The 18,398-nt window shown below is 52.3% G+C and carries 17 protein-coding genes and 1 tRNA gene; 1 reads left to right on the forward strand and 17 read right to left on the reverse strand.

Going from position 1 to position 18,398, the window contains the following annotated elements; translation table 11 throughout:
- Positions 1 to 9 precede the first annotated feature (9 nt).
- From nuoH to B4C79_RS13435, 17 genes are all read right to left on the reverse strand, one after another.
- On the reverse strand, positions 10 to 1,077 hold the full coding sequence (nuoH, locus tag B4C79_RS13355; RefSeq protein WP_105028781.1) for an NADH-quinone oxidoreductase subunit NuoH: 1,068 nt from the start codon (positions 1,075 to 1,077) through the stop codon (positions 10 to 12).
- Positions 1,074 to 3,350, reverse strand: a complete 2,277-nt coding sequence (gene nuoG, locus B4C79_RS13360) for an NADH-quinone oxidoreductase subunit NuoG (protein WP_291752281.1) — start codon at positions 3,348 to 3,350, stop codon at positions 1,074 to 1,076. Before nuoG ends, nuoH begins: the two co-directional genes overlap by 4 nt.
- A 20-nt stretch (positions 3,351 to 3,370) precedes the next feature.
- Entirely contained in the window at positions 3,371 to 4,666 is a 1,296-nt protein-coding gene (gene nuoF, locus B4C79_RS13365; RefSeq protein WP_040513254.1) for an NADH-quinone oxidoreductase subunit NuoF, read from the reverse strand.
- The gene (nuoE, locus tag B4C79_RS13370) at positions 4,663 to 5,142 is read right to left on the reverse strand and encodes an NADH-quinone oxidoreductase subunit NuoE (RefSeq protein WP_105028778.1); all 480 of its coding nucleotides are present in this window, start codon (positions 5,140 to 5,142) and stop codon (positions 4,663 to 4,665) included. The genes nuoF and nuoE overlap by 4 nt, the downstream gene beginning before the upstream one ends.
- Before the next feature lie 15 nt (positions 5,143 to 5,157).
- Complete coding sequence (locus tag B4C79_RS13375) at positions 5,158 to 6,411, reverse strand: NADH-quinone oxidoreductase subunit D (RefSeq protein WP_171098562.1); 1,254 nt, start codon at positions 6,409 to 6,411, stop codon at positions 5,158 to 5,160.
- A 2-nt stretch (positions 6,412 to 6,413) separates the two neighbouring features.
- A complete protein-coding gene (locus B4C79_RS13380) occupies positions 6,414 to 7,025 on the reverse strand; it encodes an NADH-quinone oxidoreductase subunit C (protein WP_171098560.1) in 612 nt (203 codons plus the stop codon).
- A 12-nt stretch (positions 7,026 to 7,037) separates the two neighbouring features.
- A complete protein-coding gene (locus tag B4C79_RS13385) occupies positions 7,038 to 7,514 on the reverse strand; it encodes a NuoB/complex I 20 kDa subunit family protein (RefSeq protein ID WP_008251188.1) in 477 nt (158 codons plus the stop codon).
- A gap of 65 nt (positions 7,515 to 7,579) precedes the next feature.
- Positions 7,580 to 7,939 carry an NADH-quinone oxidoreductase subunit A gene (locus B4C79_RS13390; protein ID WP_171098558.1) on the reverse strand — a complete coding sequence of 120 codons (360 nt, stop codon included), beginning with the start codon at positions 7,937 to 7,939 and terminating at the stop codon, positions 7,580 to 7,582.
- An 87-nt stretch (positions 7,940 to 8,026) separates the two neighbouring features.
- Positions 8,027 to 8,112, reverse strand: a tRNA-Leu gene (locus tag B4C79_RS13395).
- A gap of 34 nt (positions 8,113 to 8,146) precedes the next feature.
- Positions 8,147 to 8,509 (reverse strand): preprotein translocase subunit SecG, encoded by a 363-nt coding sequence (secG, locus tag B4C79_RS13400; protein WP_105028774.1) that lies wholly within the window; start codon positions 8,507 to 8,509, stop codon positions 8,147 to 8,149.
- A 7-nt stretch (positions 8,510 to 8,516) separates the two neighbouring features.
- Positions 8,517 to 9,302, reverse strand: coding sequence for a triose-phosphate isomerase (tpiA, locus tag B4C79_RS13405; protein WP_105028773.1), 786 nt, complete (start codon positions 9,300 to 9,302; stop codon positions 8,517 to 8,519).
- Positions 9,299 to 10,342, reverse strand: a complete 1,044-nt coding sequence (locus tag B4C79_RS13410) for an NAD(P)H-quinone oxidoreductase (RefSeq protein WP_291741077.1) — start codon at positions 10,340 to 10,342, stop codon at positions 9,299 to 9,301. Before B4C79_RS13410 ends, tpiA begins: the two co-directional genes overlap by 4 nt.
- A complete protein-coding gene (gene pnp, locus B4C79_RS13415; RefSeq protein ID WP_291741079.1) occupies positions 10,342 to 12,486 on the reverse strand; it encodes a polyribonucleotide nucleotidyltransferase in 2,145 nt (714 codons plus the stop codon). Before pnp ends, B4C79_RS13410 begins: the two co-directional genes overlap by 1 nt.
- A 132-nt stretch (positions 12,487 to 12,618) precedes the next feature.
- The gene (gene rpsO, locus B4C79_RS13420; RefSeq protein ID WP_008251166.1) at positions 12,619 to 12,882 is read right to left on the reverse strand and encodes a 30S ribosomal protein S15; all 264 of its coding nucleotides are present in this window, start codon (positions 12,880 to 12,882) and stop codon (positions 12,619 to 12,621) included.
- Between the two features lie 134 nt (positions 12,883 to 13,016).
- Positions 13,017 to 14,558 (reverse strand): 2-isopropylmalate synthase, encoded by a 1,542-nt coding sequence (locus B4C79_RS13425; protein ID WP_105028770.1) that lies wholly within the window; start codon positions 14,556 to 14,558, stop codon positions 13,017 to 13,019.
- A 69-nt stretch (positions 14,559 to 14,627) separates the two neighbouring features.
- Positions 14,628 to 15,446 (reverse strand): CDP-diacylglycerol--serine O-phosphatidyltransferase, encoded by an 819-nt coding sequence (gene pssA / locus B4C79_RS13430; RefSeq protein ID WP_291741080.1) that lies wholly within the window; start codon positions 15,444 to 15,446, stop codon positions 14,628 to 14,630.
- Positions 15,447 to 15,448: 2 nt separating this feature from the next.
- Complete coding sequence (locus B4C79_RS13435; RefSeq protein WP_291741082.1) at positions 15,449 to 16,093, reverse strand: phosphatidylserine decarboxylase; 645 nt, start codon at positions 16,091 to 16,093, stop codon at positions 15,449 to 15,451.
- 411 nt (positions 16,094 to 16,504) lie between these two features.
- Between B4C79_RS13435 and B4C79_RS13440 the strand changes: the two genes are divergently transcribed.
- The gene (locus B4C79_RS13440) at positions 16,505 to 18,391 is read left to right on the forward strand and encodes an inositol phosphate phosphatase SopB (RefSeq protein WP_291741084.1); all 1,887 of its coding nucleotides are present in this window, start codon (positions 16,505 to 16,507) and stop codon (positions 18,389 to 18,391) included.
- Positions 18,392 to 18,398 lie beyond the last annotated feature (7 nt).

The following is an 18,398-nucleotide window of genomic DNA, read 5'->3' on the forward strand; positions in this document are numbered from 1 at the left end:
CGCTCTCAATTAATTCCAGATGTTCCAGGGAGTCTGCATCCAGGCAGCAACCACCACCAGCCAAACCAGTGTCAACGGAATGAACACCTTCCAGCCCAGACGCATGATCTGGTCGTAGCGGTAACGCGGGAATGATGCACGGAACCAGATGAACATCGACACCAGCAAGAAGGTTTTAATACCCAGCCAGATCCAGCCTGGAATGAAACTCAGGAATGCGACTGGCGCGTCCCAACCACCGAAGAACATGATCGCAGCCAAACAGGACAGCAAAATCATGTTGGCGTATTCGGCCAGGAAGAAAATGGCAAAGGTCATGCCGGAATATTCCACCATGTGGCCCGCCACAATTTCGGATTCCCCTTCAACCACGTCAAAGGGGTGGCGGTTGGTTTCAGCCACCGCAGAGATCATGTAGATCACCAGCAAGGGCAACAAAGGCAACCAGTTCCAGGACAGGAAGTTCAAGCCCATATCGGCGAACTGACCGGTGGTTTGAGTCATCACGATGTCAGTCATGTTCAGGCTGCCCGCCACCAGCAATACGGTGACCAGCACAAAACCAATCGCCAATTCATAGGACACCATTTGCGCAGAAGCACGCATGGCGGCCAGGAAGGCGTACTTGGAGTTGGATGCCCAGCCTGCAATGATCACGCCATACACCTCAAGCGATGTAATGGCCATGAGGTAAAGCAAACCAGCATTCACATTGGCCAAAACGGTTTCTGGCCCAAACGGGATGACTGCCCATGCCGCCAAGGCCGGCATGATGGTCATGATCGGCGCGATGATGAACAAGCCTTTGTTGGCGTTCATCGGCACGATGATTTCCTTGAACATCATCTTGACCGCGTCGGCGATCGGCTGAAGCAAACCCATTGGGCCCACATAACTTGGACCCATGCGAATGTGCATGCGGCCAATCATTTTGCGTTCCCAATAGGTCAGATAAGCGACGCAACCCAGCAACGGCAAGGTGATTGTCAAAATCTTGATCAGAGTCCAAACGGGCACCCAGGCTGGTCCGAGTAAATCAGAACCAAAGGTCGTGATCATGTCGATGGGTGAACTCATGCCTGCACCTCGCTGGCCACCACTGCCTCGACCGTAACACCCCCAAACACGGTGCGCAGGCTTTGCGAATCCACACGCCCCATTGGCACCAACACTGTGTTGTCAGCAATTGTTTTATTCACTAGAACCGCAGCCCGCAACGTGCCGCCCTCAGAGTCTGTCAATTGAATTTTGTCACCAGACTTGACACCCAATAACCCGGCTGTTTGCGTACTGATTTGTGCAAGTGCCGGTTTGGCAGCCTTGGTTTTGCGCAGCGAGTCGGCACGACGAACCAGTGCATCGGTGTCGTAAATTGGCGCAAAAGCAGCCAATTCAAGGTTTCCACTTAGAGCCACTCCGGCCACCGTTTGTTCAGGAATCGTATTGCTCAGCGAAGCAGCAAGATTGGCAGGCAAGAATGCTTTCAATACTTCTTCAGAACTGTTGAACTCAAAACCCTCCAGGCCCAGCAAATTGCCCAACACTCGCAACACCTTCCAGCCTGGGCGTGTTTCACCCAGAGGGCGAACCGCCGCTTTGAATGTTTGAGCAGTGCCTGCGATGTTGATGAAAGTGCCCGAGGTTTCAGTGCTGGGCGCAATGGGCAACAACACATCCGCATACTGCTTGGCATTGCCCACAAACGCACTGGCTTGTACCACAAATTCCGCATCGATCAGACCGCGCACAATCTTCTGTCCCTGCACGCTGTCCAAGTCTGGTTCAGCACCAAAAACAATAGCTGCTTTGGCCTTGCCATCCAGCATGGTTTGAGCATTTTTGCCACCGTGGGCGCTGGCTTGAATGCCTGCCACGAAAGACCCGACCCAATTGGCACCATCACCCAGGAAGCCCAATGTGGCACCTGTTGATTTGGCCAACTCGACCGCCTTGGCCAACACTTGGCCTGCAAATGGGCTCATCAACACCTGTTGGCCGATCAACACAAACTTGCCACCTTCAGGCGCGCTTAGTGCGTTGGCCACAGCATCGTGATTCAAAGTATCAGCCCACTTCGAAGGAGCAGCCTTCAGCCACACGGCTTTTGGCATCAATGGATCCAATCCACCTGCATTCACCAGCACCACACGGGCGCCCTGCTTTGCAGCTTGGCGAATACGCTGGGTCAGCAAAGGCTGATCATTGCGGGGGTCAGCACCCACTACAACGATGGATTCCGCATCTGCCAACTGTTGAATTGAGGTACCCAACCAAGGCTTGGCACCGACCAGGCTCAAGTTTGCACTGTGCCGCAAGCCTGCATCAATGCTTGTTGAACCAAGGCCTGTCATCAAGGCTTTGGCCAAGGCCATTTCCTCGAAGCTGCTGTTCGGTGAAACCAACATCGCAATGCTGTTCAGGTCCGTCGATTCCCGGCGGGCTTTCTTCAAACCTTCAAACGCCACATTCAGCGCGGTTTGCCAGTCAGTTGTTACCCACTGACCGTTCTTCTTGATCATCGGTTCAGTCAGACGATCAGTTGCCAGCAAGCCTTCGTAACTAAAACGGTCACGGTCCGAAATCCAGCACTCGTTCACACTGTCATTTTCTTGCGGAACAATGCGCATGACTTTGTCGGCTTTGACCTGAACCACCACGTTAGAACCCAGACTGTCATGGGCGGCAACTGACTTGCGACGCGCCATTTCCCAAGTGCGGGCGTTGTAACGGAAAGGCTTGGATGTGAGTGCGCCCACGGGACACAGATCAATCATGTTGCCCGACAATTCTGAATCCACAGAATTGCCCACAAAGCTCAGAATTTCTGAATGTTCACCACGATTGGCCATGCCCAGTTCCATGACGCCTGCCACTTCCTGGCCAAAACGCACGCAACGTGTACAGTGAATGCAACGGCTCATTTCCTGCGCGGAAACCAGCGGGCCGATGTCTTTGTAAAATACAACGCGCTTTTCTTCCTGATAGCGCGAAGACACGCCACCGTAACCCACTGCGATGTCCTGCAACTGACACTCGCCACCTTGGTCGCAAATCGGGCAATCAAGCGGGTGATTAATCAGCAAAAATTCCATGACGCTTTTTTGGGCGTTCACGGCTTTTTCGCTTTTGGTGCGAACAATCATGCCGGGCGACACAGGTGTAGCGCAAGCGGGCAAAGGCTTGGGCGCTTTTTCTACATCGACCAGACACATGCGGCAGTTGGCCGCAATCGACAATTTTTTGTGATAGCAAAAGTGAGGCACATAGCTGCCTGCCTTCTCAGCGGCGTCCATGAGCATGCTGCCCTCGGCCACTTCAACTTTTACACCATCAATCTCTAGTTCAACCATTTGTATCTACCCGCAGGGAATCAAACGTAAGCCGGCACAATGCACGACTTGTGTGTGATGTGATGCTCAAATTCTTCATGGAAATGTTTCAGGAAAGCACGAACTGGCATGGCAGCAGCATCGCCCAACGCACAAATGGTGCGACCCTGAATGTTGTCGGCAATCGAGTTCAACATGTCCAGGTCTTCAGGGCGACCTTCTCCGTGTTCAATGCGGTTGATGATTCGGTACAACCAACCTGTGCCTTCACGGCAAGGCGTACATTGGCCACAGCTTTCTTCGTAATAAAAATAAGAAAGGCGCAACAGGCTTTTCACCATGCAGCGTGTTTCGTCCATCACGATGACCGCACCTGAACCCAACATAGAGCCCGCTTTTGCGATGGAGTCGTAGTCCATGTCGGTGGCCATCATCACGTCACCGGGCAACACGGGCATGGACGAACCACCCGGAATCACAGCCTTGATCTTGCGGCCACCCTTCATGCCACCAGCCATTTCAAGCAAGGTTGCAAAGGGTGTTCCCAGGGGAATTTCATAGTTGCCGGGCTTTTCAACATCGCCGGAAATCGAGAAAATCTTCGTGCCGCCGTTGTTAGGCTTACCCAGCTCGAGAAACCAGTCGCCGCCATTCTGAATAATGAACGGCACCGCAGCGAATGTTTCTGTGTTGTTAATGGTGGTGGGCTTGCCGTAAATGCCGTAGGAAGCCGGAAACGGTGGCTTGAAACGAGGTTGGCCCTTTTTGCCTTCGATAGACTCAATCAGCGCGGTTTCTTCACCGCAAATGTAAGCGCCATAACCCTGGTGTGCATGCAGCTGGAAGCTGAACTTCGAACCCATGATGTTATCGCCCAGGTACCCAGCAGCGCGAGCCTGTTCCAGTGCTTCTTCAAAGCGTTCGTAGGTTTCCCAGATCTCGCCGTGAATGTAGTTGTAACCCACGGAAATGCCCATGGCGTATGCGGCGATCGCCATGCCTTCGATGACTGAGTGCGGGTTGTAACGCAAAATGTCGCGGTCTTTAAATGTGCCTGGCTCGCCTTCATCCGAGTTACAGGCCAAATACTTTTGACCCGGAAACTGGCGGGGCATGAAGCTCCATTTCAGGCCGGTTGGAAAACCCGCGCCTCCACGACCGCGCAACGCAGACTTCTTCACTTCTGCAATGACGTCTTCTTGAGAAATTCCCTCTGTCAGGATTTTGCGCAGCGCCTTGTAACCACCACGTGCTTCGTAACCTTTCAGGTCCCAGTTGCTGCCATCGAGACCAGCCAAAATTACCGGGTTAATGTGTCGTCCGTGCAAACAAGTCATGACTTCAACTCCTCTACCAGCGCATCGATTTTCTCGTTGCTCATAAAACTGCACATGCGGTGGTTGTTCACCAACATCACTGGGGAATCGCCGCAAGCGCCCATGCACTCACCTTCTTTCAGGGTGAACAGGCCGTCTTTGGTGGTTTCGTTGTAATCAATACCCAGTTTTTTCTTCAAGTATTCGGCTGCATCGGTACCGCCGGACAATGCACATGGCAAGTTCGTACACACAACAATCTTCGACTTGCCCACTTTTTTGGTGTCGTACATGTTGTAGAACGTGGCCACTTCATACGCCGCAATCGGTGGAATTTCCAGGTATTCGGCAACTGCCTCGATTGCATCAGTGGGCAACCAGCCAAGTTCCACCTGGGCAATGCGCAAGCCCGCCATGACCGCCGAAATTTTTTGGTCAGCCGGGTATTTGGTCAGTTCTTTGTCTATCAAACGATAGGCGTTTTCGCTCAACTTCATGATTCAATTCAATCCTTAGCGATCAATTTCACCGAACACGATGTCTTGGGTACCGATGATGGTAACCACGTCAGCCAGCATGTGACCACGAGACATTTCGTCCAATCCTTGCAGGTGTGCAAAGCCCGGCGCGCGAATTTTCAAGCGATAGGGCTTGTTTGCGCCATCTGCGACCAAGTAAATACCAAACTCACCCTTGGGGTGCTCAACCGCTGCATAGGATTCACCCTCGGGCACGTGCATACCTTCGGTGAACAGCTTGAAGTGGTGGATCAGTTCTTCCATGTTGGTCTTCATGTCCACGCGCTTGGGTGGCGACACCTTGTGGTTGTCGCTCATTACGGGGCCAGGGTTGACACGCAACCAATCGATACACTGCTTGATAATTTTGTTCGACTGGCGCATTTCTTCAACACGCACCAAATAGCGGTCATAGCAATCGCCGTTCTTGCCCACAGGTATGTCGAAATCCAGACGGTCATACACTTCGTAAGGTTGCTTCTTGCGCAAGTCCCAGGCAATGCCCGAGCCTCGCAACATGGGACCGGTAAAGCCCATGGACAAAGCGCGTTCAGGTGTAACTACACCCACGCCGACCAAACGCTGCTTCCAGATTCGGTTATCCGTCAGCAGGGTTTCGTACTCATCCACGTACTTCGGGAAACGCTGGGTGAAGTCATCCAGAAAATCAAGCAACGAACCTTGACGATTCTTGTTTAGTGCATCCACTTTTTTAGCTGAACGAACCTTGGAAGGTTTGTACTGGGGCATGCGGTCCGGAAGGTCCCGATACACGCCACCGGGGCGGAAATATGCGGCGTGCAAACGTGCACCTGACACTGCCTCGTAGCAGTCCATCAAATCCTCACGTTCACGGAAGGCGTACAGAAACACCGCCATCGCACCCACATCAAGACCGTGAGCACCCAGCCACAGCAGGTGGTTCAGAATGCGGGTGATTTCGTCGAACATCACGCGAATGTATTGCGCGCGAACAGGTACTTCGATGTTCAAGAGCTTTTCAATGGCCATGCAGTAAGCATGCTCGTTGCACATCATGGACACGTAATCAAGGCGGTCCATGTACGGCAGCGATTGAATGAATGTTTTGTGCTCAGCCAGTTTCTCAGTGCCACGGTGCAACAAACCGATATGTGGGTCGGCACGTTGCACCACTTCACCATCCAGTTCAAGCACCAAACGCAACACACCGTGTGCGGCGGGGTGCTGGGGACCAAAGTTCAGGGTGTAATTTTTAATTTCAGCCATGATTATTTCGCTCCACCATATTGAGGTTCGCGAATGATGCGGGGTGTAATTTCACGCGGCTCAATGGTGACGGGTTGGTACACCACACGACCCAACTCTGGGTCGTATCGCATTTCAACATGACCAGACAAGGGGAAGTCTTTGCGGAACGGATGGCCCACAAAACCATAGTCGGTCAAAATGCGACGCAAGTCGGGGTGCCCCTCGAACACAATGCCGTACAAATCGAACGCCTCGCGCTCATACCAGTTGGCAGAAGACCAAACGTCGATTACCGAGGCAACAGTGGGCAGATCGTCGTCAGGACAGCACACCTTCAGACGCACACGCATGTTTTTGGACACTGACAACAACTGACACACCACCCAGAAACGCTGGGATTCATTCAATTCATTGCCATACTCACTGCGGTCAAGGCCACACAGGTCGATCAGCTGTTCAAACTGCAGGTTCTCATGGTCGCGAAGTATCGTGCACGATTCAAAATAGGAATCTGCCTTCACCGTCAGGTTCACTTCACCGAAGGCCACTTTGCATTCAACAATACGATCACCGAGCGCGGCGGCAAGGTCGGCGCTTAACTTTTCCAGGCTCAAAGTTTGGTTCTGTGTCATGAATAGAACCCCTTATCGCGCAATGGTGGAAGTTGTTTTGATCTTGTTCTGCAACTGGAGCAGACCGTACATGAGCGCTTCCGCTGTGGGTGGGCAGCCAGGCACGTACACATCAACGGGTACGATGCGATCACAACCCCGAACCACCGAATACGAATAGTGATAGTAACCACCACCATTGGCACAAGAGCCCATGGATAGGACCCAGCGCGGCTCGGCCATTTGGTCGTATACCTTGCGCAAAGCCGGTGCCATTTTGTTGCACAGCGTGCCTGCAACAATCATGAGGTCGGATTGGCGCGGACTGGGGCGGAAAATAATGCCGAAACGGTCCAGGTCGTAGCGACTGGCACCCGCATGCATCATTTCAACAGCACAACACGCCAAACCAAATGTCATCGGCCAAAGCGAACCTGTGCGACCCCAGTTGATCAACTTGTCAGCCGTGGTGGTGATAAAACCTTCGTTTAAAACGCCGTCAATACCCATTTGCTTACTACCTTCACGAAAGTGGGGCGATCAATTGCCCGTAAATAGCCCGCTTATTCGACAACTTATTCCCAGTCCAGCGCACCGCGGGTCCATTCATAAATGAAGCCCACCACCAGAACACCCAGAAAAATCATCATGGCCCAGAAACCGACTGGACCAATTTCCCGATAGGCCACAGCCCAGGGGAAGAGAAAGGCGATTTCGAGATCGAACAGAATAAAAAGAATGGCAACGAGGTAATAGCGCACATCGAATTGCATGCGTGCATCTTCGAAGGCTTCAAAACCACACTCGTATGGGGAAAGTTTTTGCCCGTCAGGGCGGTGGGGGGCGAGAACTCGACCGACCAGCATGGCACCACCGCCTACACCGATCCCCACAAGGATGAACAACAACACTGGAAAATAAGACTCTAAATTCACTGTGACTCCCGTGTAAACCCTAATGGCCTTCGATTAGCCCGAAAAAAAGCCGGTCGTTATGTACAAGACCGGCTTTGATTTAAACCTTGGTGCCGACGACGAGACTCGAACTCGTACAGCCTGTGGCCACTACCCCCTCAAGATAGCGTGTCTACCAATTCCACCACGTCGGCATATTGTTGCTGCAACACATTGCTTCGCAACGAATTACTTTGGAATGTCCTGCACGGGCGTTTTTGGCTCAGCCGGCTTGGTCTCCGCAGGGGTTGCCGTTCCCTCTGCTGGAGAAGCCTGAATGGCCTCCATCACACCACCGGATTCTGCTTCGACGCCGGCCCTAGAATAAAAGGCCAAACCCAGTGTGCAAAGCAGAAAGATTGTAGCACAAAAGCCTGTGGCCCGGCTCAAGAAATTCGCCGATCCGGTTGCACCAAACAGGCTGCCGGATGAGCCGCTGCCGAAGGCTGCGCCCATGTCTGCGCCCTTGCCGTGCTGCAGCAAAACAAGAACGATTACGGCGATTGCAGAGATGATCTGCATGACCACCAAGAATGTATTGAAAATGCTCATAAATTATTTAACCTCTCGCGGCGCGTATTATTCCAGAGAAATCATCAGAAGACAAAGCGGCACCACCAATTAGGCCACCATCAATGTCAACTTTTGCAAAAATCTCGCTTGCATTGCCCGGCTTCACACTTCCGCCGTACAAAATTCGGGTGTTCTGAGCCACTTCCGGCCCCAACATGGCATTTAATCGGGCTCGAATCATGGCATGCACCTCTTGCGCCTGTTCGGGACTGGCGGTGACGCCAGTGCCAATTGCCCAAACGGGTTCGTAGGCAATCACCAGGTTCCAGGTGCCGCTTTCAACAAACTTTGAACAACGCTCAACAACCGGGTCCAGCTGAGAGGCAATCACTGCCTCAACCTTCCCCGCTTCTCGTTCTGCAAGCGTTTCACCCACACAAACAATTGGCGTAATACCGCCCTGAATGGCTGCAACCGCCTTCTCGGCCACTGCCACACTGCTTTCAGCGTGGTATTGGCGGCGCTCGGAGTGTCCCACCAGCACCTGCTTCACGCCAAACTCTTTGAGCATGTCCACTGAGACCTCACCAGTGTAAGCACCACCTGGCTTTGCCGACACGTCTTGCGCACCGAAAGTCACACGTTGATCCTCCAACAGCTTGCCGACCTGCGACAGATAAGGAAAAGGACAAAATACGGATACATCAACCTGATCATCAACTTCGGGCAGAAAGCCCAGAACAAGCGCCTCGTTCGAATCGAAGCTGCCATTCATCTTCCAGTTACCAGCCACCAACTTCTTTCTTGAATTTTGTTTGTTTGTCTCGCTCATGTTTGTCCTGATTCCCTTCCTTGATTCTCAATGCAGAGCACAATTTTTCCCAAGGAGTTGCCCGACTCCATCAACAGGTGCGCCTGGGCAACGTCATCAAGTGCGAAAGTGGCTTGAACCAGCGATTTCAGCACTCCAGAGGAAAAACCTTCTCTCAATTCACTTTCAACCTGTCGCGCCAAATCTGCCTTGAACTCAGCAGAACGCGGGCGCAAGGTAGTTCCAGTCAACACCACTTGCTTGGTCATCAACTTTGCCGCATCAATATTTGCAAAACGCCCACCCAAAAGGGCAATTACTATCACCATTCCTTGGGGTTTTGCGCAGCCTAAATCTTTATTCAGGTATTCGCCCGCAACCATGTCGAGAATCAAATCGACACCCTGCTGTTGCGTATCCTGCAATACCAACTGTTCCCAGTCTTGGGTTTTGTACAGGTAGGCTTTCTCAGCCCCCAAACCCAGGCAAAAATCGGCTTTCTCCTGGCTACCAACAGTAACAAGGGTTCGCAACCCGTGTTTCTTGCAAAGCTGGACGGCAGCCGTGCCAATGCCACTGCTGCCCCCATGAATCAATACAGTTTGACCCGCCTTGGCACCACCCTTCATGAACAGGTTTTGCCAAACGGTCATGTACACCTCGGGCAGGCTGGCCGCCTCGGTGAAACTTAAACCTTCCGGTATGTGCATGCATTGCCCTGCAGGCGCGCATGCATATTCCGCGTAACCCCCACCATTGCACAAAGCCATGACGGGGCTACCCAACATGCTTTCAGAGACACCTGCACCCACGGCCACAACCACGCCAGACACTTCCAACCCAAGGTTAGGATTGGCATCAGGGGGCGGCGGGTACAAACCCAGGCGTTGAAGAACATCGGGGCGATTTACCCCGGCGGCCTTAACCTGAATAAGCACCTCACCTGGCTTGGGTGACGGCACCGGTAGCTCGATCAAATCAAGCTGATCTACGCCACCGGGGGCTTTCACACCCACTGCCCTCATGCTAACGGGCAGTTGTTGTAAAAGCGCTGTACTCATCAACCTTCGCTTGAGCCTTCAGATGCTTGCTCAGCAGGCGCTTCAGGAGTCAGCAAGGCTTTCATGGACAAGCGCAAGCGACCTTTTTCATCGGCCTCCAACACCTTAACCTTCACAACCTGGCCTTCTTTCAAGAAATCACCAACCGTGTTCACGCGCTCGTTGGCAATTTGGGAGATGTGCAACAAACCATCCTTGCCTGGCAACACGCTGACAATTGCACCGAAATCGAGCAACTTCAACACGGTGCCTTCATACACAGCGCCAACTTCAACCTCAGCCGTGATGTCTTCAATCAGCTTTTTGGCACGCTCACCAGCATCACCATCAACCGAGGCGATGGTAATAGAACCGTCTTCCTTGATGTCGATGCTTGCACCGGTTTGCTCGGTAATGCCACGAATGGTTGCACCACCCTTGCCAATCACGTCACGGATCTTTTCAGGGTTGATCTTCATGGTGATCATGCGAGGGGCGTAGGCAGACAATTCGCCTACGCTGCCACCTGTGGCCTCTTTCATGATACCCAGAATGTGCATGCGGCCTTCACGGGCCTGCGCCAGCGCAACCTGCATGATCTCTTTGGTGATGCCCTGAATCTTGATGTCCATCTGCAGTGCAGTCACACCATTCTCAGTACCGGCAACCTTGAAGTCCATGTCGCCCAGGTGATCTTCATCACCCAGAATGTCTGTGAGTACCGCAAACTTGTTGTCTTCCTTGATCAGGCCCATGGCAATACCGGCCACCAGCTGTTTCAAGGGAACACCTGCGTCCATCAAAGACAATGCACCACCGCACACAGACGCCATAGAGCTTGAACCATTGGATTCAGTGATTTCTGACACCACGCGCATGGTGTATTGGAAATCTTCAGGCGCGGGCAACATCATTTCAACCGCGCGGCGTGCCAAGCGACCATGACCGATTTCACGACGCTTTGGTGCACCCATGCGACCACATTCGCCAGTGGCGTACGGGGGCATGTTGTAATGGAACATGAAGCGGTCGCGATATTCACCGGCAACCGCATCAATCATTTGTTCGTCACGGCCGGTACCCAAGGTGGTAACTACCAAAGCCTGTGTTTCGCCACGTGTGAACAAAGCGGAACCGTGTGCACGTGGCAATACCCCGGTGCGAACAGTAATGGGGCGCACGGTGCGTGTGTCGCGGCCATCGATACGTGGTTCACCATTCAAAATTTGGCCACGAACAATTTTGGCTTCGAGACCAAACATGACATCGCCAATGTCCGCATTGGTGATTGCTGCACGCTGCTCCTCAGTCAACTTGGAAGGCAATTCAGCGGCTACTTCCGCTGAAATTTCCTTCAAGCGCTGGCTACGTGCCTGCTTTTCAGTCATTTTGTAGGCAGCAGCAAGCTTTTCGCCGGCCAACTCGGTAATGGCCGCAACCAAAGGCTCGTTGGCAGGTGCAGCTTTCCAATCCCATTCAGGCTTGCCAGCTTTGGCAGTCAGCGCGTGAATGGCATTGATTGCGGTTTGCATTTGTTCGTGACCGAACATGATGCCGCCCAGCATAATTTCTTCGGACAACTCGTGAGCTTCAGACTCAACCATCAGCACCGCAGCTTCGGTACCCGCAACGATCAGGTCCATTTTGCTGTCTTTCAACTGTGTGGCTGTGGGGTTCAGCACGTACTGGTCATTGATATAACCCACACGAGCACCGCCAACAGGGCCATTGAAAGGAATGCCGGCGATGGACAGCGCAGCAGACGCACCCAACATGGCGGGAATGTCTGGATTCACTTCGGGGTTAATCGACATGACAGTCAGAGTTACCTGCACTTCATTGAAGAAGCCTTCAGGGAACAGAGGGCGCAATGGACGATCGATCAAGCGTGCATTCAGGGTTTCTTGCTCAGTACCCTTGCCTTCACGCTTGAAGAAACCACCGGGGATACGGCCGGCAGCATAGAATTTTTCAACGTAATCAACAGTCAATGGGAAAAAATCTTGACCAGGCTTCGCCGACTTGGCGGCCACTACAGTGGCCAATACAACGGTGTCGTCTACAGTAACGATTACAGAGCCACCCGCTTGACGGGCAATTTCACCGGTTTCCAGGGTCACTGTGTGTTGACCGTACTGGAACGTTTCTTTATGAATTTCAAACACTTTGTCTTTTCCTTTTAGTAATCTCGCCGGGCCAATACCCGGATGCGAGAGCCCGTCAGTTTTAAAACACAAATGCCCACAACCGGGGTTGCAGGCATTTGAGTCAAATCAACGGCTTGTAGCAGCGACCAATTACTTGCGTAGACCCAAGCTGCTGATCAGGTTGCGGTAGGCATCTGCGTTTTTGCGCTTGAGGTAATCAAGCAGCTTACGACGACGAGACACCATGCGCAGCAAACCGCGGCGTGAGTGATGGTCTTTGGCGTTGGCCTTGAAGTGATCGGTCAACGAGTTGATTCGGGCTGTCAACAATGCCACTTGAACCTCGGGAGAACCTGTGTCGCCCTTGGCGCGTTGATATTCGGCAAGAATTGCCGCTTTATTGATTTCTGACATCTTTATTACTCCACTTGCGTGAACTTGCAGCCACAATGGCAACCGCAGTTCCGTGTAAAAAGACCACCCCTAATTCAAATTAATTAAAAAGGCGGTCACCTGAACCCATTATTGTAGGGGAAAACTGCTGAAAATCAAACCTGTGGATTCAACTTTTCGTGTTTTGACTGCAATTTATTCAAAGCAGACAGATAAGCCTTGGCTGAGGCAACCACAATGTCGGGGTCTGCACCCACGCCATTGACGATTCGCCCACCCTTTTGCAGCCGCATCGTAACCTCGCCCTGCGATTCAGTGGTACCCGAGGTAATGCCGTTGACCGAGAACAGCAACAATTCAGCACCGCTTTGCACTTCGGCCTCAATGGCTTTTACCGTGGCGTCCACAGGCCCATTGCCCTGACTTTCAGAGACCACTTCACGGCCATCGATTGAGAACACAACACGCGCTTTGGGGCGCTCACCCGTCTCAGAATGCTGAACCAGAGACACATAACGGTAGTGCTCGGACTCTCCACCTGCGCCGTCACCGGAAACCAGGGCATGAATATCTTCATCAAAAATTTCGGCTTTGCGGTCGGCAAGGTCCTTGAAGCGCTGGAAAGTGTCGTTCAACGCCTGCTCGCTTTCCATTTCAATACCCAAGGCTTCCAGGCGCTGCTTGAAGGCATTGCGACCCGACAGCTTGCCCAACACGATTTTATTGGCAGACCACCCCACATCCTCGGCTGTCATGATTTCATAGGTTTGGCGCGCTTTCAGCACACCATCTTGGTGAATACCAGATGCATGGGCAAAGGCGTTGGCCCCTACAATGGCTTTGTTGGGCTGAACCACAAAGCCCGTAATATTGCTGACCAGGCGGCTGGCAGACACAATTTGAGTGGTATCAATACCGACATCCAGATCGAAGAAATCACGACGGGTTTTAACCGCCATCACAATTTCCTCGAGCGAACAGTTGCCTGCGCGTTCGCCCAGTCCGTTGATGGTGCACTCCACCTGCCGCGCACCACCAATGGCCACGCCCGCCAGGGAGTTGGCCACCGCCATACCCAAATCGTTGTGACAGTGAACGGACCACACCGCCTTGTCGCTGTTGGGCGTCAAGGTGCGCAAGTCGCGCATGAACTCTCCATACAAGGAGGGCACGGCATACCCCACAGTGTCGGGAATATTGATTGTTTTGGCGCCGGCCTTGATGACCGCCTCACAAACCTTGGCAAGGAAAGGCAATTCCGAGCGGTAGCCATCTTCAGCGGAAAACTCGACATCGTCGGTGTATTGCAAGGCCAGCTTCACTGCTTTCACGGCCTGCTCCAGAACCTGGTCGGGCGTCATTCGCAGCTTCACCTCCATGTGCAGGGGCGACGTGGCAATGAAGGTGTGAATGCGGCGGCGCTCGGCGGGTGCCAGCGCGTCACCTGCCCGCGTAATGTCTTTGTCGTTTGCACGGGCCAAAGAACACACGGTGGAGTCTTTGATGACCGAGGCAATGGATTTGATGGCTTCGAAATCGCCATTGCTGGAGGCGGCGAAACCGGCCTCTATCACATCAACCTTCAGTTTTTCCAGCTGCTTGGCGATGCGGATTTTTTCTTCGCGGGTCATGGATGCGCCAGGGCTTTGTTCGCCGTCGCGCAGGGTGGTATCGAATATGATGAGGCGGTCTGACATGCTGTTCTCCTGATTATGCCTTAAGGATACAACAATGCACGCTGGCAGCGGTATTGCAGGGAGCCCGACTTAAAAATGTTCGTCCCTTTCGATGTCCAGCCCTTTGAGTCCCTGCCCTTTTACTTTCCGCACCAGGTACACCACATAACCGGAAAGCCCATACAGTACAAAAACGCCAAACAACACCTTAGGCGGATCTTGAGAAACCAAAGCAAATACCAAGGGGATCAAGGCGAGCACAAGGAAGGGAACACTGCGGCGGAAATGGAAATCTTTGCCGCTGAAGAATGGAACATTGGACACCATGGTGATCCCGGCGTAGAAGGTAATCCCCCAAGCCAGCCAATCCAGCTCGGCTCCAGCCATTTTGGCGTCGTCCATCACCCACACAAAACCAGTAACCAAAGCCGCAGCCGCCGGACTTGGCAGGCCCTGAAACCAGGCTTTGTCCACCACGGCTGCATTGGTATTGAATCGTGCCAGGCGCAAAGCTGCACCGGCCAGGTAAACGAAAGCCGCAACCCAGCCCAGTTTGCCCATTCCGCTGAGTGACCATTCGTAAATAATGAGCGCGGGTGCCGCGCCAAAGGACACCATATCCGCCAAACTGTCGTACTCGGCACCAAATGCGCTCTGGGTATTGGTCATTCGGGCAACTCGACCATCGAGGCTATCGAGCACCAAAGCGGCAAAAATGGCCACTGCAGCTGTGGTGAACTGCTGCCCCATGGCCATCACAATGCCGTAAAAACCACTGAACAAGGCCGCTGTAGTAAACAGGTTGGGCAACAAGTAGACGCCTTTGTGGGGTTTTCCAGCCGGACGGGCCGCACCACTCGAAAAGGCCCTTGGAGCACCAAACCGGTTTTTATTGCGCTTGAATCGCATGATCAGGACACCAACTCGGCCAACACGGTTGAGGACGCAGACACTTTGTCACCGATTGCAACTTTGGGTACAGAATCGGTGGGCAAATACACGTCTACGCGTGAACCGAACCGGATGAAACCATAACGCTGGCCTTTTTCAACAGTCTCATTCGGCTTGACGTAACAGAGAATTCGGCGGGCGATCAAACCAGCCACCTGCACAGCAGTGACCGTTGCCCCGCTTTCAGTGTGAATAACAATGGCATTGCGCTCATTTTGGGTACTGGCCTTGTCCAGATCTGCATTCACAAACAAACCCGGGAAATAATCCACAGATTTGATCTCACCGCCGATCGGAATTCGATTGGAGTGCACATTGAACACATTCATGAATACGGAAATTTTAAGGGCTTCACGCTGGGCATAAGGGTCTTCCACACGCTCTACGGCCACGATGCGCCCGTCGGCAGGTGACACTACCGCGTTTTTCTGGGCAGGAATGTAACGCGGGGGATCACGGAAAAACTGCAATACAAAAATGAACAGAATCCAGGCAAGGACCGACAGGAATGTGAGGCCAAACGACTGGAGTGCAAGCGCCAGGATCGCGACGATTGCCAGGAAAGGCCAACCCTCGCGGGCAATGATGGGATGTGGATAGTTCATGGCTCTTTGTTGAGAATGGTTATGAACCCGATTTTATAAGCCAAAACGACCAAGTGCGGTAAGTTTTGTGCGAATTGACCAATAAGAATCAGAATGAGCCCCCTACAACCCCTTCAAACAAGACCACCTTCGAAATTCGGGTACAGGGCAGGTATCTTGACTATTGAACTTTGGTTCGCGCCCAACCACCTATCATCAGCCCCCCACAAAACCGCAAATTGCTCATCAAGTATGCCCCCCCACAATTCAATTCACACACCGCCCCGAAGCCACACGATTTCGCCGAGCGAACACACGGTCAACCAAGTAAAGCATGGCGTGTTTGGAAGCGCTTTGCTTCGCATTTTCAGCCCGCTTGTTCAATTGGTGAAGTTATTGCTTTCGGGCTTTCCCGGATCGATGGCACAAAGTTTGAAATTGTTAACAGCCCAATCGAGAAATGCGTCTGCGGCAGCGCGCAACACACACAAGAAGGATGAAATCACTGAGAACAACGAGAACGAAGCTGATTATTTTAGCGCCTGTAGCGACACCAGCTACATAGAGGAGCTCGAGCGAAGCTCATCCGGCGAATCGGTATCCACTGCCGATGCGATAGGTTTCAAACTACTTCACTACCAAGCCGCGCTTGAAGTGGTCAACGAAATACTCAAACAAAATTCAAAACCTGATGCCAACATTTCGCTTGAAGAATTCTCCTCGCTAATTGACAGGGCGGCCAGCGCCCTTCGCGAGAAGCAATCGCAGAATATCAGCTTTGACAACACCAGCATCAAGCAAGACATTGGCGGAAAACACAAGCGGAGCAAAATAACTGATGTTTTCCGGCAATTCAAACGAGAGCAAACGGCGCTGGTTCGCGCGGGCACTTGGGGCAGTGGCATCCCTGAGTCGACCCGGCATGTTCACGTACGTACGGCCTTGGCCTCAGTAATCCACGGAAGGTTCCGCAGCCTTGGATTTCGAACAAAAAACATGAGTATTGATGCCTTGGACAAACAGATTTTTGAGCGATACATCGATGTACTTCAGTCGAAAGACTGGAACAACATTTCTGTGTTGCATGATCTGCGTTTTACTGAGCCGCAGAGCAAATTCAAGAATTTGAAATTTTTGACAACCATGACTCCCGCAAAAAACCTGGACAGCGCGCTGACGGAGAGTTATCGACGGGATGGCATCAACGGGGTTTGCAGCTACGCAATTCAAGAAGCACGCCATGCAGTGAACTTGTGGAGAACCAAATTCAGACCATATCCAATTTCAGACACTGACACTGGCTATGTGTTCTCCGGGCTAAGGCATGCCGTGCATGATGCGTATGGCATCAAAATGCCTGATCAGCGAAATGCTGCGAATGATGCACGCGTCCAAGAATTTATTCACGCAAGCTTGCTGGATCACTTGAAGCGGAATGAATTGGACGCCCGCAATATGAACACAGAAGAAGCCATTGAAATCCAGATTGTTTCAGTGAATCTGTTGACTGCCGCTGGCAAAGAAAAAGAGATGATTGAGCAGCAACAGCGTGCATTTGCCAGAGCCAATGGGCAAGAAATGCGGATCCGAATTGCCGATGGACGAGGCCACGAGAAAGAGCTGAAAGTTAAACCAAGTATCTTCACTTTTTGCACACCAGTGAATCATTTGTCGCTGAGCAAAATGGGAAGATTGATCGGTATTTGGCGAACAGCAGACTCAATCAACAAAAAATCAGTCAAACACCTGATTGGCTCCATTGAAAAAAACAAACCAATCGGTGGCCTTGCGGGAGACCAACTGCGAAAGTTGAATACCGAACTGGCCAACACGGACGGAGCGAGCCCTGCACAAATCAGCAAACGCAAGGTACTGACTGAAAAAATAAGCCTGATCAAAGAATTGGTAAACCAGGTGCGGGAAATTATGCTCAAAGACTTGCACCACGAGGTTGGCAATGAACCTTATAAATTGCCCACACGTCTTTTGGCGCTGAGCAATGAAATTGGCGCTACCCCAGCCTTCAATTGCAAAAGCGGCAAAGACAGGACGGGGCAACTTCACGTTGAAATTCGCGACTTGTACGCGCATTTGAACGCAACTGGTGGACTATTGCGTGAAATCAATGCAAAGCGCCAGGGAATCGCCCAGGAAAATTTTCAGAAACTGTTTTTTGCGGGTGGTGATCGTGAAATACAGGCACTCAATACTGGTGTGGCTGGCAGCAAATCCCAACTGCCCTACTACAACAAACTAATGGGTGTGACGCCACAAACTATTGATGAAATCAAAGGCTTGTCGAAATGGGTGGGCACTTGATGAATAA

The sequence above is a fragment of the Limnobacter sp. UBA7229 genome (assembly GCF_002473065.1).
Taxonomy (GTDB): domain Bacteria; phylum Pseudomonadota; class Gammaproteobacteria; order Burkholderiales; family Burkholderiaceae_B; genus Limnobacter; species Limnobacter profundi.

What these genes read in the sequence shown, in the direction of transcription:
- nuoH (WP_105028781.1), bottom strand. Translation starts at nt 1,077, where the DNA reads ATGAGTTCACCCATCGACATGATCACGACCTTTGGTTCTGATTTACTC.
- nuoG (WP_291752281.1), bottom strand. Translation starts at nt 3,350, where the DNA reads ATGGTTGAACTAGAGATTGATGGTGTAAAAGTTGAAGTGGCCGAGGGC.
- nuoF (WP_040513254.1), bottom strand. Translation starts at nt 4,666, where the DNA reads ATGACTTGTTTGCACGGACGACACATTAACCCGGTAATTTTGGCTGGT.
- nuoE (WP_105028778.1), bottom strand. Translation starts at nt 5,142, where the DNA reads ATGAAGTTGAGCGAAAACGCCTATCGTTTGATAGACAAAGAACTGACC.
- B4C79_RS13375 (WP_171098562.1), bottom strand. Translation starts at nt 6,411, where the DNA reads ATGGCTGAAATTAAAAATTACACCCTGAACTTTGGTCCCCAGCACCCC.
- B4C79_RS13380 (WP_171098560.1), bottom strand. Translation starts at nt 7,025, where the DNA reads ATGACACAGAACCAAACTTTGAGCCTGGAAAAGTTAAGCGCCGACCTT.
- B4C79_RS13385 (WP_008251188.1), bottom strand. Translation starts at nt 7,514, where the DNA reads ATGGGTATTGACGGCGTTTTAAACGAAGGTTTTATCACCACCACGGCT.
- secG (WP_105028774.1), bottom strand. Translation starts at nt 8,509, where the DNA reads ATGAGCATTTTCAATACATTCTTGGTGGTCATGCAGATCATCTCTGCA.
- tpiA (WP_105028773.1), bottom strand. Translation starts at nt 9,302, where the DNA reads ATGAGCGAGACAAACAAACAAAATTCAAGAAAGAAGTTGGTGGCTGGT.
- B4C79_RS13410 (WP_291741077.1), bottom strand. Translation starts at nt 10,342, where the DNA reads ATGAGTACAGCGCTTTTACAACAACTGCCCGTTAGCATGAGGGCAGTG.
- rpsO (WP_008251166.1), bottom strand. Translation starts at nt 12,882, where the DNA reads ATGTCAGAAATCAATAAAGCGGCAATTCTTGCCGAATATCAACGCGCC.
- B4C79_RS13425 (WP_105028770.1), bottom strand. Translation starts at nt 14,558, where the DNA reads ATGTCAGACCGCCTCATCATATTCGATACCACCCTGCGCGACGGCGAA.
- pssA (WP_291741080.1), bottom strand. Translation starts at nt 15,446, where the DNA reads ATGCGATTCAAGCGCAATAAAAACCGGTTTGGTGCTCCAAGGGCCTTT.
- B4C79_RS13435 (WP_291741082.1), bottom strand. Translation starts at nt 16,093, where the DNA reads ATGAACTATCCACATCCCATCATTGCCCGCGAGGGTTGGCCTTTCCTG.